This window comes from Bifidobacterium jacchi (assembly GCF_009078285.1).
GTDB classification, from domain to species: domain Bacteria; phylum Actinomycetota; class Actinomycetes; order Actinomycetales; family Bifidobacteriaceae; genus Bifidobacterium; species Bifidobacterium jacchi.
The window spans coordinates 104,698-121,409 of sequence record NZ_RQSP01000004.1 but is presented as its reverse complement, the minus strand read 5'-3'; the positions used below and the strand labels follow the sequence as shown (position 1 = coordinate 121,409).

9 protein-coding genes and 3 tRNA genes are annotated in these 16,712 nt (G+C 64.2%); all 12 read right to left on the bottom strand.

The annotated features are described in order from the left end of the window. Window positions 1–2,151: 2,151 nt before the first annotated feature. The 12 genes from dapC to EHS19_RS02345 all read right to left on the bottom strand — a co-directional run bounded on the left by dapC (window position 2,152) and on the right by EHS19_RS02345 (window position 16,646). Window positions 2,152–3,366, bottom strand: coding sequence for a succinyldiaminopimelate transaminase (gene dapC, locus EHS19_RS02400; RefSeq protein WP_151916206.1), 1,215 nt, complete (start codon window positions 3,364–3,366; stop codon window positions 2,152–2,154). A gap of 287 nt (window positions 3,367–3,653) precedes the next feature. Then, window positions 3,654–3,974 carry a ferredoxin gene (gene fdxA / locus EHS19_RS02395; protein WP_151916205.1) on the bottom strand — a complete coding sequence of 107 codons (321 nt, stop codon included), beginning with the start codon at window positions 3,972–3,974 and terminating at the stop codon, window positions 3,654–3,656. A 70-nt stretch (window positions 3,975–4,044) separates the two neighbouring features. After that, window positions 4,045–5,556 carry an APC family permease gene (locus EHS19_RS02390; RefSeq protein WP_151916221.1) on the bottom strand — a complete coding sequence of 504 codons (1,512 nt, stop codon included), beginning with the start codon at window positions 5,554–5,556 and terminating at the stop codon, window positions 4,045–4,047. Between the two features lie 172 nt (window positions 5,557–5,728). Next, window positions 5,729–7,138: an FAD-binding protein gene (locus tag EHS19_RS02385; RefSeq protein WP_151916204.1), complete on the bottom strand. Its 1,410-nt coding sequence runs from the start codon at window positions 7,136–7,138 to the stop codon at window positions 5,729–5,731. A 190-nt stretch (window positions 7,139–7,328) separates the two neighbouring features. Further along, window positions 7,329–7,499 (bottom strand): 50S ribosomal protein L33, encoded by a 171-nt coding sequence (rpmG, locus tag EHS19_RS02380; RefSeq protein WP_003814458.1) that lies wholly within the window; start codon window positions 7,497–7,499, stop codon window positions 7,329–7,331. 48 nt (window positions 7,500–7,547) lie between these two features. Beyond that, a tRNA-Met gene (locus EHS19_RS02375) sits at window positions 7,548–7,621 on the bottom strand. A 4-nt stretch (window positions 7,622–7,625) separates the two neighbouring features. Continuing rightward, a tRNA-Thr gene (locus EHS19_RS02370) sits at window positions 7,626–7,697 on the bottom strand. A 1-nt stretch (window position 7,698) separates the two neighbouring features. Continuing rightward, window positions 7,699–7,780, bottom strand: a tRNA-Tyr gene (locus EHS19_RS02365). 104 nt (window positions 7,781–7,884) lie between these two features. Further along, window positions 7,885–12,867: a transglutaminaseTgpA domain-containing protein gene (locus EHS19_RS02360; RefSeq protein ID WP_175578250.1), complete on the bottom strand. Its 4,983-nt coding sequence runs from the start codon at window positions 12,865–12,867 to the stop codon at window positions 7,885–7,887. 107 nt (window positions 12,868–12,974) lie between these two features. Next, window positions 12,975–14,198: an AAA family ATPase gene (locus EHS19_RS02355; RefSeq protein ID WP_151916202.1), complete on the bottom strand. Its 1,224-nt coding sequence runs from the start codon at window positions 14,196–14,198 to the stop codon at window positions 12,975–12,977. 331 nt (window positions 14,199–14,529) lie between these two features. After that, complete coding sequence (gene groES, locus EHS19_RS02350; protein ID WP_151916201.1) at window positions 14,530–14,823, bottom strand: co-chaperone GroES; 294 nt, start codon at window positions 14,821–14,823, stop codon at window positions 14,530–14,532. Between the two features lie 260 nt (window positions 14,824–15,083). Continuing rightward, entirely contained in the window at window positions 15,084–16,646 is a 1,563-nt protein-coding gene (locus EHS19_RS02345; RefSeq protein ID WP_151916200.1) for a hypothetical protein, read from the bottom strand. Window positions 16,647–16,712: the final 66 nt, after the last annotated feature.

Sequence of the window (16,712 nt, the reverse complement as noted above, 5' to 3'; positions counted from 1 at the left end):
CTCGGGCATAGTGCCGATATCCCCCCGGCGTTTCCCCCCCCCGTCACGTTACGGTTGCGGTTAACGGTGGAATCGTTGATATTCCGGGCTTTCAAAGGCTGAAACGGTAACGTTCAAGGGCTGAATCCGTGACGTTTCGCGTCACGGTTGCGTCACGGTTGGGTGACGGTGCGGGCGTGCCGACGTTGGGGAAAAAACGCGGGGGGATATGGGCGCTATGCCCCGCCGAGCGCCCGGACGGGACGGACACGCTGCGCATGTGGCTGGACGACCTCGGGACGGTTGCCGCCTATCTCATAGACCTGTACCCGAATATACCGGTGGAGCGGGCACACGGGTAGGCGGTTGGCCCGGCAGCTTGCTTGCGAGCGCGGGACGGTGCGACAGGGGATAAGTGAAGACGCGTATTGCCGCGTGCGATAGCATGGTTTTCGGCGTGTTAGGTGGTAAATAAGGTGGTAACGATTTTCTCCGAAACCTGAAACCCCAATGTTTTCAACGCATAAGAGCTAAGGCGTTCGAATCCCTCTGTCTCCGCCGCCAAGGGATTCACGGGTTGCCGTGAATCCCTTTTTTCATGGCTTCCGCTGTTTCGTTGGTGAGATGGTGGGGCACCGAGAAGAACGAGGGAGAAGCGCCGACTAACGTTACCTTAGCGCAGTTACCTTGGCGCAAGGATTTTACGAACTCAGGGCAAATCCCGAGAAATCCTTGCGCTAAAGGGACCGGTTGCACAAGCGAAGCACGAGGAAGCCGAGGAAGCCGAGGAAGCACAAGCGAGAGAGGTACGGGAGGGGAGTCAGAGAAGGGGCACGAGAGCAGGGACGCCACTGAACGCAAGTTCCATGGTTCTTCCTGATCGATGAGCATCCTACCCGGGAAGCGTCCTTCCCCCACCGTCTCAACGGCTTAGCAACGAAACACCACCCACGATAACGGCAGAAGTGCAAATTTCGTTCACGGGGATTGCGCCAGTGAGCATTATTCGGGTATTTGACCCATTGCTCCCGAATTGTGTTCACTGAGCGACCGGCAGCGATCATTATTCGGGAGTAGTGGCCTCGATTCCCGATTTTCGAGCATTGGAGAGCGTCCCACCGTGCCTTTCACGCCCATCGTGTGCATGGGACGTATGCCACGTGGACTGTCGCATGGGCATCGTGTGCATCCCACGTATATCGTGCGGGGATCGTGTGCATGCAACGGATGTGTAGAGGCATGAAAAGCGCGTTTCATGTACGTCGTATGCACACGACCGCGCAGATGTACGTTCCATGCACACGATCAGCAGCCTCTTATGTACGCTCCGTGCACACGACCGACACCCCGACGCGGCCGAGAGGGCTCGTCGCACCCCCGTCGTGTACGTTGTATGCACACGACCGCGCAGACGCACATCCCATGCACACGACCGTCAGCCCCTTATGTACGCTCCATGCACACGACCGCCGCCAGCCCGACACAGCCGAGAAGGCCCGTCGCACCCCCGTCATGTACGCTCCATGCACACGATGGTTTCAGCAAGCGGGGCACCGACGAAAAAATGGAGTCGGCGTACGTGCCATGCACACGATGACTGCAAGGTGTGGCGTGCGTGCGCTCCGGCCGTGTGTGGGTACACTCCATGCACACGATGATTTCAAGGGAATGGAGCCGGGCGGCCGGTTTTGCCGATAATTGACCGCCTGACGAGGAGTGACGAGGAGACTGCGAGAGGAAACCGGCAGAGACTGACGGATCATTTTGTCACGCGACAGCATTTTGTTTGGTTTTTGCATCTCGTGACAATTGGGCCCAGACACAATGGGGTGGGACACCATTGTGTCCACCTCAGTGCGGTCAGAAATCATTGGAATTCCGCCGTTTTGTGATGATGTGGCATGATGATGGAGTGTCACAGTCCGTTGCGGCTTGTCACGCGACGACGAAAACGCCGTTTTTTGCGTCGCGTGACAGATTGGCCGTTGATTGGCCGTTGATTGGCCGTTGATTGGCCGTTGATTGGCCGTTGATTGGTCGTCTGATTGGTCGTCTGCCACTGGGCCGTCTTGCACCTGTCTGAACGATATCGGCCCATGCGGCGAAGAGCCAGCAACGAAACCGACAAGGAAGCTCAGTCAAATCTTACAGCCTGCAATCAGCCTCGATGAATCAGGCTCGATGCGCGCGCAGGCGTGCGACGGCATCCGCGATGTCGGCGTCCGAGGCGGTGGACGAGAAGCGCAGGTATGCAGAATCACCGTAGAACTCGCCGGGGCTGGCGATGATGCCGATCCGCGCAAGATCCGCCATATCCGACCAACAGTCGCCGCTACGGGCCCTGACCCACACATAGAGCGCGCCCTGCGGCATCCGCGCCTCATAGCCGGCAGCCGAAAGCCCGGCGACCAACGATTCCAGTCGTGCCCGGTACCGTTCCCGCTGCACATGCACGGCGGCCACGTCACGTAGTCCGGCCGCCATCGCCGCCTGCACCGGACCGGCAATGATCTGGCCGATCTGCTTGCGATAGGCGGCCATCTCCGACACAAGGCGATGATCGCCGGCGATCAGCGCGGTGCGATATCCGGCCATGTTACTCTGCTTGGACAGCGAATACAGCACGAGCACGCCATCCGCGCTCCCCTCGCACACCTGCGGATTCAACGCGCATGCGGCGGCGGACAGCGTGAATGAACCCGATCCGTCGGCAGCGTTCACCGCGGCATTCACCGAGGCGGCATTCACCGACGTAGCGTTCGCGCCGATCGAGCCACGCCAATCCATCAGCGCATAGCATTCGTCGGACAGCACCACCGCACCGATCGAGCGGGCCGCGGCGACGATGCCCGCCAGCCAGTCGGCCGACAGCACCTCGCCGGACGGATTGCACGGCGAATTCACCCACACCGCCTTGACTCCCGGCACATGCCGCCACGAGTCGACATCGGCGACATCGGCGACCTTGAGCACACGAGCGCCGGCAAGCTGCGTGCCGATCTCATACGTCGGATACGACACCTGCGGCTGGACGACCACATCGCCCGGCCCCAACCGCAGCAGCGATGCCATCAGCGCCACCGCCTCCTTGGAACCGACGGTGGGCACCACGCCGGCGTTGACCGCCTTGAGATCCACGCCACGCAGGCGCAGGAACCATTCGTGAATCGCATCGCGCAGATCGCCGGTGCCCACAGTGACCGGGTAGCCGTGCGCATTGGGCGCATCCGAAGCCGCGGCAAGCGCGTCGCGCACCGAATCGGGCACGGGATCGACCGGGGATCCGACCGACAGGTCGATCATGCCGCCTGCGGCCTGACGTGCGACCTTCTTATAGTCGGCGATACGCGACCAATCGTACGGCGACGAAAACTCATGGAATCCCATCAATGACTCCTTACTTGCGCCAGACGCGGCGGGTGTGATAGCCAGACAGCCAGACGCATGGCGGCCGGCATCCATGACAAGAGACTGGCATCCATCGGTGGCCAGAGCTGGCATGGTGACAACGGACGATAGCAAAATGGCCGCCGCTGCGAGCGACGACCATCACAACACCACTGTCGCAACACCACCGTCTGCGAGCCAGTGTCACAGCAGTGTCACAGCAGCATCGCCGAACACCGTCGCGGCATTCGCGACAATGCCATGCGAAGCCGCGCGAACAGCGACGCTCACTGGTTCTGCGGCGGCAGCGCGGCCACCTGCTCAGGGTCCTTGCCGATCGGGCCATGCGCCGATGCGCCGCCGAAATCGCCGACCTCGGCGAAGAAGTTCACCGCGGCGTCCTTGTACCAGGCCCACTCCTCGGGAAGATCATCCTCGTAGAAGATGGCCTCGGTGGGGCACACCGGCTCGCAGGCGCCGCAATCGACGCATTCGTTGGGGTTGATGTACAGCGAACGGGAACCCTCGTAGATGCAGTCGACGGGGCACTCGTCCACGCAGGCCTTGTCCTTGACATCCACGCAGGGCTGGGCGACGACGTATGGCATGGCTTCTCCTTCGGTTTCAACTGGATACCAAGAGTACGCCCCCTTGGGGACGCATATCGTCGGCCGCCGCTCAATCGCCGAGATCGAGTTCGCCGGTACCGAGTTCGCCGGCGCCGAGCCGCGAATGGCGGTATCCGTATGCGAAATACACGATGAAGCCGACGGCGAGCCATGCGAGGAACCGAATCCACGTCAGCACCGACAGATTGATCATCAGCCACAGATTCGCCGCGGCGATCAGCAGCGGCACCCACGGATTGCCGGGAATGCGGAACGAGCGCGGCAGATCGGGGCGGCGACGACGCATGATCGGCACCGAAATCGCCACCAGCGTGAACGCCGACAGCGTGCCGATGTTCACCATGTCGCTCAGCACGCCCACATCAAGCAGCGCGGCGACCAGCGCCACCACCACGCCGACCGTGATCTGCAGCTTCGCGGGCGTGCCATGCCGACCGGTCTTCGACAGACCGCGCGGAAGAAGTCCGTCGCGGCTGATCGCGAACACCACGCGCGTCAATCCCAGCAGCAGCACCATGACCACCGTCGCAAGACCAAGCACGATGCCGAAGCTGATGATCTTCGCCGCCCAGTCGGCCCCGACCAGCTCGAATGCGGTGGACAGCGACGGGTTCGGCTGCGCGGCGAGCTCGTGATACGACACCATGCCGGTCGTGACGATCGCGACCAGCATGTACATCACGATGATGAGCGCCATGCCGACGCCGATGCCCAACGGCACGTTGCGCTTGGGGTTGATCGTCTCCTCGGATGCGGTGGCGACCACGTCGAAGCCGATGAACGCGAAGAACACGAGCGCCGCGCCGGACAGAATCCCCGGCACGCCGTACACGCTGGGCGTCATGCCGGTGGCGAACTGCCACAGCGGCTGGAGCAGACCGGTCGGCGCGGGCGACGAGCCGGACAGCGCGGAAGCCGGTTCGCTCGGAGGAATGAACGGCGTGAAATTCGCCGCCTTGACGTAGAAGAAGCCGACGACGACCACGAACAGCACGATCGCGATCTTGAACACGGTCATCACGCCGTCCACGCGGGCGCCGATGCGCGTGCCGAACACGAGCAGCACCGTGAAGAACGCGACGATCACCAGCGGCGCGATATCGATGTGGAATGCGCCGAACGTGAGGTTCGTGTTCGCGCTCGACCCCATGAGCCTTAGGAAGTCGTTGAGATAGATGCCCCAGTATTTGCTGATCACCGAGCCGGCCATCAGCATCTCCAGAATCAGATCCCAGCCGATCACCCAGGCCATGATCTCGCCGACCGTGGTGTAGGTGAACGTGTAGGCGGAGCCGGCGACCGGGATCATCGACGCGAATTCGGCATAGCACATGACCGCCGCGCCGCACACCACGCCGGCGATCAGGAAGCTCAGAATCGCGGCAGGGCCGGCGTGGAACGCGACCGCCTGCGCGCCGACCGAGAAGATGCCCGCGCCGACGGCGACCGCCACGCCCATGATCGCCAGATCCCACCAGGTGAGCGTGCGTTTGAGCGAGCGCCCCTCCTCGCCGGTTTCGGCAAGCGTCTGTTCGACGGATTTCGTGCGGAAGATGTGCATCGACATTGGTGTCTTTCCCTGCATGGTCGGGCGCTTTGCGTGGCAAAGGGCGGCGTGTGAACAGGTATCGAGCATAGGTGATGATGGCGGGCTGCGCAAGAGGAGGGGGTTGCGGTGGGGACGGTTGGCGCGGCTGGCGCAGGCGGACGCGAGCTAGCGCAGCGGACGCGAGCTAGCGCAGATCGAAGCCGACGACGATCGGTTCGGGGACCAGGCGGATGCCGTATGCCGCCTCAACGCCGTCGCGAATGGTCGCGGCAAGCCTGGCGATGTCCGCCGCCGTCGCATTGCCTCGGTTGGTCAGGGCGAGCGTGTGGCGCGTGGACAGCGAGGCCGCCGCATCCGCCGTGTTCGGATACCCCTTGTGGAAGCCGGCGTGGTCGATGAGCCATGCCGCCGAGGTCTTGACGCCTGGCGTGCCATCGGGCAGCGTCGCCGCGTATCGTGGCGCGTCGGCGGGCAGCGTCGCCGCCTGCTGCGCGGTCAGGATCGGGTTGACGAAAAAGCTGCCGCAGCTGTGGCGGTCGAAGTCAGGTTGCGGAAGGCCGGCGGCGGAGTTGACGGCTGCCGCGCTGACGGCCGCGGTGCCGACCGTGCTGTCAGCGGCCGCGGCGGCCGTGCTGCCAGCAGTGCGGTCGGCGGTGTGGCTGGCGGCGTGGCTGGCGGCGCGATCCGCGGCATGATCGGCGGCAAGACGCTTGAGCTCGGTTTCGATGTTTGCCTGCCGTTTGGTGCCCGCCATAGCCGGGATGGCGTATCGCGTGGGGTCCTCAAGCATGTCCTTGGCGAGACGAACGGCGAGCACGCTGTCGCGGATGGCGTGCGTATCCATGCGCTCGCCCACCTGCACGCCGAGGGCCTTCGCAAGCTGGGCATGGCCCACCGTGCCGTATGCGCTGTGCCGCAGGGCGAAGGTGACGGACAGCACCACATAGCGTGGCGTGGGGAAGAATCGCGGCGGGCGGGCGGCGGCTGTCTTGGTTGCCGCCGCCTCTTCGGCTTCGCTGATTGTGTTGATTTCGTTGGTTGCGTTGGATTCGTTGGCTGCGTTGGCTGCATACATGCCGGCTTTGAGCATACTGGTGCGGTAGGCGAATCCCATGTCGGATGCGGCGAACTCGCGCGTCTGCTTGGCGAGACGATCCCACACCTCCACCGATTCGACTGCCGTGGCGACCTCCTGCCCGTACGCGCCGATGTTCTGCACGACCGACGCGCCGACGGTGCCCGGTATGCCGGACAGCGCCTCGACGCCCTCCAGCCCGATTCCCAGCGTGAAGATGACGAAATCATCCCAGTTGACGCCGGCTTCGGCGGTGACATGGACCGTGCGATCGTCACCCTCGACCGGAGCCGCTTCGTCCGGCACGGTGATCGCGCGGCGGGCGTCGCGCACCACCACGCCGTTGAATGGCTCGTCGCTGATGAGCATGTTCGATCCGCCGCCGATGACCAGCAGCGGCAAGCCGCGCGAATCGGCGTCCTCCACCGCCTCGATGACGCCGACTCGCGTGGTCGGCTCCACGAATCGGGCGATATGCCCGCCTACGCCAATGGTGGTGATATCCGCAAAAGAAGTCATGCGCTCTATCGTAGCGTTCAGGGGTGAAACGAGACGACTCGGACGAACGCCGCATGACCGAGCTTGCGCCGCGTGACCGAGCAAGTGGCCCCGTACAGTGACCGACCAAGCAAGCTGCCACATGCCGGATGCCGGATACGAAAAAACCCGACCGGTGAAGGTCGGGTCTGAAAAAGTGCGTTGAAAGCGCTCAGCGGGTCTCGCGGTGCACGGTCTGCTTGCCGCAGCGCGGGCAGAACTTCTTGAGCTCAAGACGATCCGGCGTGTTGCGACGGTTCTTCGTCGTGATGTAGTTACGCTCCTTGCACTCGGTGCATGCCAGCGTGATGCCTGGACGAATGTCGGCGCTCTTGCTTGCCATCTAATTCACCTCTTGTGGTCGTTGTCCATCGGCCTTCGCCGATATTTGTAGCGAGAAAGAGACTCGAACTCTTGACCTTACGATTATGAGTCGTACGCTCTAGCCAGCTGAGCTATCCCGCCAGAGAGCCCCGAGTGAGAATTGGACTCACGACCTCTTCCTTACCAAGGAAGTGCTCTACCACTGAGCTATCGGGGCGTGGCGGATAGTGGATTCGAACCACTGAAGCACGAGGCGACTGATTTACAGTCAGTTCCCTTTGACCGCTTGGGAAATCCGCCATGTTGCCGCAACGACCTAGACCGTTTTTGACAACTCGACTAATATGCCATGACTTCGCGCTTCTTGCAAGTCGCCACGCTCTTCGGCGTGTCTCGTTGCAATATCAACGTTTTGGACGGAACACCGAAGCGGGAATCCACCGCCGAATGAATCGCCGAATGAATTGACGCACCCCGACCGACGGCCACGCCTGGCGCATCGTCGCAGTCGCATCCCGTAACCGTTGGGCAAGCCCGTCCGGCGACATGCCATGCAGGCCGCCGAACGAGATGGCCGACACTTGCGTCGCAGCCAGCCGAATCAATGCGGACGCGCGCTCGGTGGACTTATTGCGTCCATCAGCCATACGCCGATCATCGTCAGCGCGGGTTTCGCCGCCGAATGAACCATCATCGAGCGCGGCGATCATCGTCTCGGCGATGCGCTGCTCAGTGTCGCTGCCGCTCCAGCGCGCGCCGCCATCGATGGCGGTGTCGCACAGTTCGCGCCACGCGGCCATCCATGCATCGTCGATCGCGTGCGCGGCACCCACATCAGCATGCGCATTGCCAGCGGTTCCGCCTCCACCACCAGCATTGCCGCCGCCACCGGTGCCGCCGCCACTGTCTGCGGCTGCGATCAGCCGGAATCGCCGCCGCGACCGAATACGGCGAATCAGCCACGGCACCGAAGCGCACGCCGCAAGCAGCGCCGCGCCAAGCAACGTCCACAGTGCGATCACCGCCCATTGCGGCAGTCGGAACGCTGTGGCGGCGGCACCGTTGCCAGTCGAGGCCGCCGTCTTCTCGGTGTCGTCCGATTCGCTCTGGTCATCATCCGACGTCTTGCTTTCGGACTGCGGCGTCTTCTGCTGCTGCGGCGTGATCGTCGTTGCGCTCGGGTTCTCCGTTTCGGTCTGCGTGGACTGCGGCTCCTGAGTCGCAGTGCTGGCGGCATCATCGCCGGACGATGGCGTCACATCGAACGGCACCCATCCGATCCCGTCGATATACGCCTCGACCCAGGAATGCAGCTGGCTTGCCGTCACCGCATACTCGCCGCCGTCGTTCGCCTCGCCGCTGCCGGCGTTGTATCCGAGCACGAGCCGGGTAGGAACGCCCATCGCGCGCCCCAGCACGGCGAGCGCGGAGGCGTAGTGCGCGCAGTACCCGGTTCGCGAGTCAAGGAACGCGGCGACCATCGCCATGTTGTCGCGCCCGTCGCCATCCGGCGCGGTCAGCGAATAGGTGAATCCGTTGGCGGGATTGGTGAAGTACTTGACGAGCCACTGCATCGCGGCGATCTGCTGCGACGCGTCATCGCCGCCTGTGGGCACGCCGTCGGCCTTGGCCTGATCGACCAGTGTGGTGACCTGCTCGGGAAGTCCTTCGGGAAGCGACCGGTACCGTTGGCGAATTGATGTTTCATTGCGCGTGATCCTATCGATCATGTCGTGGATGTAGCGGTTGTCGTCGTCGCCACCATCGCCGAGGCCGCCGCTGTAGGAGAGCAGCCCGCCATAGTCGAGGGATGACAGCGTTCTGAGCACCGACCCCGAACGCTGAGCCTGCGCCGAATGGTCAGGATCGCTCCCGTCGTCTGCGTAATCCTCGCCGCCATTGAGATCCGACGACGCATCGGCATCCGCGCCCTTGTCGCCGTCGCTCAGACCGGTCGACTCGTCAAGCGCGACCGCGACGGCGATGTCGCCGTTGTCGGCGATGCCCATGCCGATCATCTCATAGTCGCCGAGTCCGAGCCGACTGCGGAACGAATCATCGAACGAGATGCCGTCGTCATCCGCCGAATCGAAGAATATCGACCCCACCGATCTACCGTCGGCGGTGCGGACCGTCTGCCCGTCGGGGTCGGTGTAGCCGTCGCTGGCGTATTGGCCGCTCATCGTCAACGGAATCACCAGCCAGCCGTTGTGAACCGTGCCGTATCCGCGTGCCGCCAGGTCTCGACGCAGCTCGGCGCGCTGCGACCAGGTGGTGGTGTCGCCGGTCATTGAGACCAGTTGATCCCTGATCCGGCTGATCGCGTCGACCTGCGTGAAGTCGCTGGCCTTGCTGATCGGATCGAGGTAGATGCCGAACGCGTCGTAGGTCATCCCCCGCTCGGTCGTGCGGTCGCGCGCGTAGATCGTGCCGTCGTCGGCGCTCACCCAATCGCTCGAATCATCGTCATCACCCTGCATCGACTGGCTCAGCGGCATGCCTGCGACGGGGAGGAACCTGGAGACCAGGGATTCGACCGTCACTTGGACATCGGTGAACGCATCAAGCGATTCGTCGGAACCGTCATATGCGAAGCCGCCATCGTCGCGGCGACTACCGCCGAATCCGCCATAGCGATCGCCGCGATAGCCGCCATCGCCATATCCACCGCCGTCGCGACCGTCCTCGACCGACATCATGCCGTCGGAATAGGCGATCAGGTAGAACAGCATCGGATTGGCGACCATGTATCTCAGATTGCGCCGCCAGCCGTTCCGGCGCGTACCGTCGGAACTCTTCGATGACGTGCCGAGCTGGATGCCCGACCCGTAGAAGCCGCCCTCGCGCGCCAGATCCCGGTCAAAGCTCCATGTATCGCCATTGAAGTCGTCCAAGGTGGTCATGCGCAGGTAGCGGCGGCCGTCCGCACGATACCGCAGCACCGTGGCCGACGAACCGCCGACCAGCGAACGTTTGAGATCGACCATCGGATTGATGGTGTTGCTGGACAGCAGTCCCTTCGACTCGCCGATCGACAGCGGAACCGCATAGGCGAAACTCAGCGCGGACGGGGTCAGCGACACAGTGATGGCGGCGACAAGCGCGGCCGACACGACCGGCATGATCGGCATGATCGCCGACCGCGGCGTCGCCCGCACCGACCACAGGCTGATCGCGACCGTGAACATGAACAACGCCAACTGCCACATGGGCACCTGCCTGCCGACCAGCGCGAAGGCGGCGGCATACGAGACGACCGTCAGCAATGCCAGCACCGGGGCGGCGCGTCTCCATGTCAGCATGCACCGCAGCAGAATCGCCGCCAACGCCACCACGACGATCAGCGGAAGATCGCCGTAGACGTCCACGCTGACCGGAGGCAACTGCACGTTGAGCCGGTCGAATCCGCGCTCAAACGCCTCGCCAAGCGCCTGCCACGGCGAAATCGGCATCATCGCGGTGGCGTCGTCTTCCGTGGGGGCATGCTTCATCATCTGTTGGAAGAACAGCCACACGCCGGTCGCATCATGTATTCTGACCACGATCAGCACGACTGCCGTCACCAGCACCGACGCGGTATAGGCGATCAGGCGTATCGTGCCGCGCCACGGGGTGCGCCACGGAACCGACGACTCGACGGCAAGCGCACTCATCGCGACGGCGGCGAACCATGACCACCATCCGGGGGCGACGATGCCGGTCAGCGCATCGAGCGCCGTCAGCAGAAACGACAGCAGCGCCAGTGCCGTCAGCGGCCAGATGCCGGATTGCCGCGGCGCTTCATCGAGGCTCGGCGCGGTGCCGTCAGGCACTTCGACCGGGCTGCGTTTGGCCGCGTAGACGCTTGCTGGTATGGCATGCGCGACGGCTCCGGGCGCGTCGCTTCCCGCCGCGTCGCGCAGGGGAATGATCGTCATGCGCGGCTGGTCGCCATCGGGATGCCCGTCGGCTGCCTGATCGTGCGCCGACACGACGTGCACGCGCAGCGGAGCGCCGATCGATGCCGCACGCAATGCCGCAGCGAATGGCGATCGGGGCTGGGTGGAGAACAGCGTGACGGTGACGATGCCGCCGCGCATACGCAGCTGCCGCACAGTCGCCGAAACCGCGGCGACCGCAGCGCTGAGGCGGGTGTCGCCGGCATCGCGGGCGGCATCGGTCGCACGACCGGCGGATATCGTGCGACCGGCCGATGCGGCATCCGTATCGGATTGAACCGCCTTGTCGGGTGCGGCGGCTTTGTCAGACGCGGCAGCCGAGGTACCTGCGGATGCGAGCAACCGCAGCATATCGGCGGTGCGATCGGCATGCCGCTCGCCGCACATGACGACCACTGCGCGCTTGGCATCCCTGCCGGCGGACGAGCTGCGCGACGAATCCAACGCCTTCCATCGGCTCATCGCGGCGGCCACCTGCGCATCCATCGGCGATGACGCGTCCGCATCGCCGCGCGAATCGGCGTGGCTGCCTGCCGCAGCGTCCTCCAGCCTGTTGTCGTCAAACGGGTCCAGCAGCAGCAGCGTCGTGGCGCGAACATCGCCGCCGGTCTCGCGAGTCATCAGCGTGCCTCGGTGAGCGGTCTGCCGCCATGAGATCATCCTGCGCGAATCGCCCGGCACATAGGCGCGCACCGTGCCTGCGTTCTCGGTCTGCGTCTGCCCGCGCATCCGCATGTCCGCAGCCGAATCGGCCGCGTTCCCCATCGGCTCGACCTGTGGCAGCACCACGCATGACGACTTGCAGCGCAGCGGTTTGACGATGCGCCACAAGCCGAACGGGTCGCTCCACCGGACGACCTGCGAGGGCATGCGATACCAGCCGCGACTGGCGGGAAGCGCGCCGACGTATCGGTTCACAACGTGGCCGGATTCGTCAAGCCGCTCGAACTGGGCCTGTGCGCGCACTGCGACCGGCAACAGTGTGCGCCGAATCAGACCGGTCGCATGCACCGACATTGTGCGCATCCGCGTCGCACGGCTCTTCCGCCTTGCTCGCATCGCCCGGCGGCTTGCCCGGATTCGGGTCAGCGACAGCAACCAACGACGATGCCGACGCCGACGCGCGACGCCGGATACGACCGCATTGGAATCCGACGGGGAGTCCTCAGAGGAACCCACGGGGGAATCAGCCGGATCGACAAGCCCGGACGGAACATCGGCTATCGTCGGCACGTCGCCTGCGTCGAGCAGCACCCACTGCGCGATCGCGATCAGAAGCGACACGCCCAGCAGCAGCGCCAGACCGACCGCAACGGCCATCAGCGAACGGTCGTCCAGCAGCAGACCGGCATACCATGCGACGGCATCAACGGCAATGACAGCAACGTTTGCGCCGGAAGGCAGCACCGAGCCGCGACGACGCCATCCCCGCACACGACGGGTCGCCATCCGACTCCTGCCAACCGCCGCCGTCATGTCACGTCACCTCCCCGTCTAGTCAGCCCGCTCGATCCGCTCAGCCCGATCAATCCACTCAGCCCGATCGATCCGCGATTTCAGCGCCCATCCGGACTCGACGACACCATGCGCCCCGGTGCCGAACGCGACACCGTCTCCTTGCGAGGCGTCCCCTCTGAATGAGACGATGCCGAACGCGACGGCGCCGAACGCGACGCAGACCGCCGAACAGCCGCGTCCACAGGCCGAACAGCCGCGTCCGCATGCGGAACCGGCGCGTCCGCAACCAGCGAAGCGATCACCATACGGGCTCGTTCGATGGACGACATGCCATATCCGGCGTCGTCAAGCACCAGACGATGCGACAACGCAGGAACCGCCACCGCCTGCACATCGTCGGCAAGTACAAAATCGCGCCCCTGCGTCAACGCATGCGCACGTGCCATCGCCGTCAATGCCAACGCACCGCGCGGCGATACGCCGTAGCGCACGCCATCCATCGACCGCGTTGCCGAGACCAGCGCGACGACGTAGTGCGCGATGGGCGCACTCACACGCACGCCGCGGCAGCATTCCCGCACAAGCCGCATCAGGTCAAGCCCGCATCCCTGTTCCAGATCGCTCAGCGGATCGACGGCACGCGCGTTCATCAGCATCGCGGCTTCGGCATCCGGCGTGGGGTATCCGAAGCTCGTGCATGTCATGAATCGGTCAAGCTGGGCCTCCGGCAACGGGTACGTGCCTTCAAGCTCGATCGGATTCTGCGTCGCGACCACGAAGAACGGATCCGGCATGGTATAGGTCCGCCCGTCGACGCTGACCTGCGACTCGCCCATCGCCTCCAGCATGGCGGATTGCGCCTTGGGATTGGCGCGATTCACCTCGTCGGCGATGACGACGTTGGCGAACAGCGGACCGGGATGAAAATCGAACCGGCCGGTGGCCTGCGAATACACACTGACACCGGTCAAATCCGTCGGAAGCATGTCCGGCGTGAACTGGATGCGCCGCGACGATCCGCCAATGGCAATGCTCAGCGCGCGGGCGAGCGTGGTCTTGCCGACGCCCGGCACATCCTCCAACAGCAGATGCCCGCCGGCGACGAACGTGGCCACCGACAGCTCCACCACACTGCGCGAGCACGACAGCACATCGCACAACGCATTCGTAAGATCGGCGATGATTCGGCTCGCCGATGCGGCATCGCCTGCGCTGGCTTCGGCGCCTGCGCTGGCGGCGCTGACGGCACTAGCAGTCCTGACGGCATCGGGATTCCCATCAGGGATGCCGCTGCTTGCGGACTCGAATATGAAATCCCTCATGGCGACCTCATCTCGGGGTTGGTTCGGGTGGTTGCGGTTGGTTGGATGATGGATGATCAGGTGATGATGGCTGGTTGGCGACTATGGTCGGGCCGTGGTCCGACGGTCTGGGTGGGGCGCTGGCGGCCGTTGGGCCGGGGATTCGTCTTGCGATCATTCGGGATGATCCAAGTGGTATCAGTCTACCGTGTGCGATGCCGACATGATCGCACGCTCGGCCATGAGCGCAATGAAGCGCAAAGAACAGCAGCGGAACGCACCGAAACGCACCGAAACGCGAAAAGCCCCGGTGCGCGGACACACACCGGGGCTTCCTTACGGTAACGACGACTCAGCCGAGGATGGCGAGCACGTCACGAGACGAGACGATCAGGTAGTCCTCGCCCTGGTAGTGCACCTCGGTGCCGCCGTACTTGGAGTACAGCACCTTGTCGCCAACCTTGACATCCATCGGGATGCGCTCGCCCTTGTCGTCACGACGACCCGGGCCGACGGCCAGCACTTCGCCCTGCTGCGGCTTCTCCTTGGCGTTGTCCGGAATGAACAGACCCGAAGCGGTCTGCGTCTCGGCCTCGGCCTGCTTGACGATGATCTTGTCCTCCAACGGTGTGAGCTTGATCGACACTGTAGGTCACCTCGTAATTCTCAAAAAACAGTACGTTCCGCGCCGGAACACGCCCTGCGGCGGCTGACGATCACCGTATGCCGCGTTCCCTCGCGCTACGTCATATCGTAGCGCGATTGTTAGCACTCTGCCAACTTGAGTGCTAACGCTGTGAGTGAAACACGCCGAGCGTGCGCCGCTTGCTGGCATGGCGCCCCTGCCGACGCACTTGCCGACCTAGCGAGTCCGCTAACATGGCGAGTCCGCACAGCGCCCAACGCTCAGACGGAACGGCGGGCCAGCACGGCCTGCAGGTTCGCCCCGAGCGAGTCCCCGGTGGCCGCCGGCGCCTCGACATCGGCATCGACCTCACGGTCATGGAACGAGCTGGCGGTCTCATCAGCCAACGCATCCGCCGCATTGACCACCGATGCTGCCGCCGCATCCTCAGCAGGCCGGTCATCGCCGCCACCGATCTGCCGACCATCCGCACCGCTGCGCATTGCCGCAGTCGTATCGCCGCGTTCAGCAGTATCGACGTGCCCAACTTGGGCGGCATCCGCAGCAACAGGCACCGCCTTGGCAACCTGTCGCGTCGACTTGATCTCCAGACTTTCGGGCGCAGCAGGCTGCGGCTGTTCGCCATTGCGCGGCGAGCCGAGCGAGAACGAGATGAGATCCTGCTGTGCGGCCACGGCGAACGCATCCAACGTACGCGCCGGCTTCACATGAGCCAGTTCATTGGTCTCGTCGGACGGCTGCTGCTCATCGACGCGCACCAGATCCTGAGACGGACGCGCATCCCCCGCGACGGCTGCGGTTGATGCCACGGAAGCGGACGTCTCGGCAGCGCTCTCCACCGGAGCAGCCGGCACCGACGACGCAACCGCGGCTGGCGACGCACCGGACGGGGCGGCAGCGGAAGCAGATGATGCCACAGGCGCCACGGAAGCAGCGGCATTGCCTGCAGAAATCGCCTTGGAGCCGTCGCGCAGCGCCCGCTGCTCCTGACGCTCGCGCCGCGCCGCCACGGCCTGCTGCTGCGCGTCACGGGAAGCCCGCAACGCGCGACGAATCTCACGCTGCTCCATGACCTCGGTGGACGTCTCCTGCGCCGCCTTGGCAGATGCCGCAGATGCCATGCCAGACGATGCCATGTCAGACGACACACCGGACCTAGCGGCATCACCAGCGGCAACCGGCCCTGACGCGCCCGCCGCGCCCCCTCGCACACCGTCGGCACGAGAGGCGTGCAGCATTCCACGAGCCTTGGCCGACTGGTCGGAACGCCCGCGATCCGACCGCGCACCTGCACGCTGCGCACCTGCACGCTGTGCACCAGCGCGATCGGCCGCGCCATATCGACCGGCGCGCCGCTCCTGAGCGACCCGACGCTCCCACTCACGCGCCTGGCGGCTCGCCCGAACACCCAACGCCAGCACCAATGCCAGCAACACGCCCGGAATCAACGCGAACAGCGCACTGAAATGACGTACGACCGCACACACCAACACAACGACAGTGATGACCAAGAGCGACAACACGATGATACGGCGGCGTCGAATGGCCTCGGCGCGCGCCTTGCGCACACGCGCGACATATTCCGCGGTGTATTTCGCGCTCTGACTCGGCCGCATAATAATCCCTTTCGCCTGTGGGGTCCGCTCGTCGGAAAACCGCGTGCCACTGTCGCCATCCACCAGGTGCAACGACGTCGAGAACTGGTCCTCGCGATGTTCGATCACTTTTCTCATGCTGGCGATCGTCCGCGCAGGCAGCCAACCGACCAGAAAGATCACCACTATCACCAGCACCACGACAGTGCTTAGTGACTCGTAACCCATGCACACCAGAATAGGTGAACTAACGGAAAAACGATCAGATTCACGCCGGGCGTGTCGCGATCGTAT

Excerpts from the sequence above, each read along its gene's own strand:
- EHS19_RS02390 (WP_151916221.1), bottom strand. The coding sequence starts at position 5,556 with ATGCACATCTTCCGCACGAAATCCGTCGAACAGACGCTTGCCGAAACC.
- EHS19_RS02355 (WP_151916202.1), bottom strand. The coding sequence starts at position 14,198 with ATGAGGGATTTCATATTCGAGTCCGCAAGCAGCGGCATCCCTGATGGG.
- dapC (WP_151916206.1), bottom strand. The coding sequence starts at position 3,366 with ATGGGATTCCATGAGTTTTCGTCGCCGTACGATTGGTCGCGTATCGCC.
- rpmG (WP_003814458.1), bottom strand. The coding sequence starts at position 7,499 with ATGGCAAGCAAGAGCGCCGACATTCGTCCAGGCATCACGCTGGCATGC.
- EHS19_RS02360 (WP_175578250.1), bottom strand. The coding sequence starts at position 12,867 with ATGGCGACCCGTCGTGTGCGGGGATGGCGTCGTCGCGGCTCGGTGCTG.
- fdxA (WP_151916205.1), bottom strand. The coding sequence starts at position 3,974 with ATGCCATACGTCGTCGCCCAGCCCTGCGTGGATGTCAAGGACAAGGCC.
- EHS19_RS02345 (WP_151916200.1), bottom strand. The coding sequence starts at position 16,646 with ATGGGTTACGAGTCACTAAGCACTGTCGTGGTGCTGGTGATAGTGGTG.
- EHS19_RS02385 (WP_151916204.1), bottom strand. The coding sequence starts at position 7,138 with ATGACTTCTTTTGCGGATATCACCACCATTGGCGTAGGCGGGCATATC.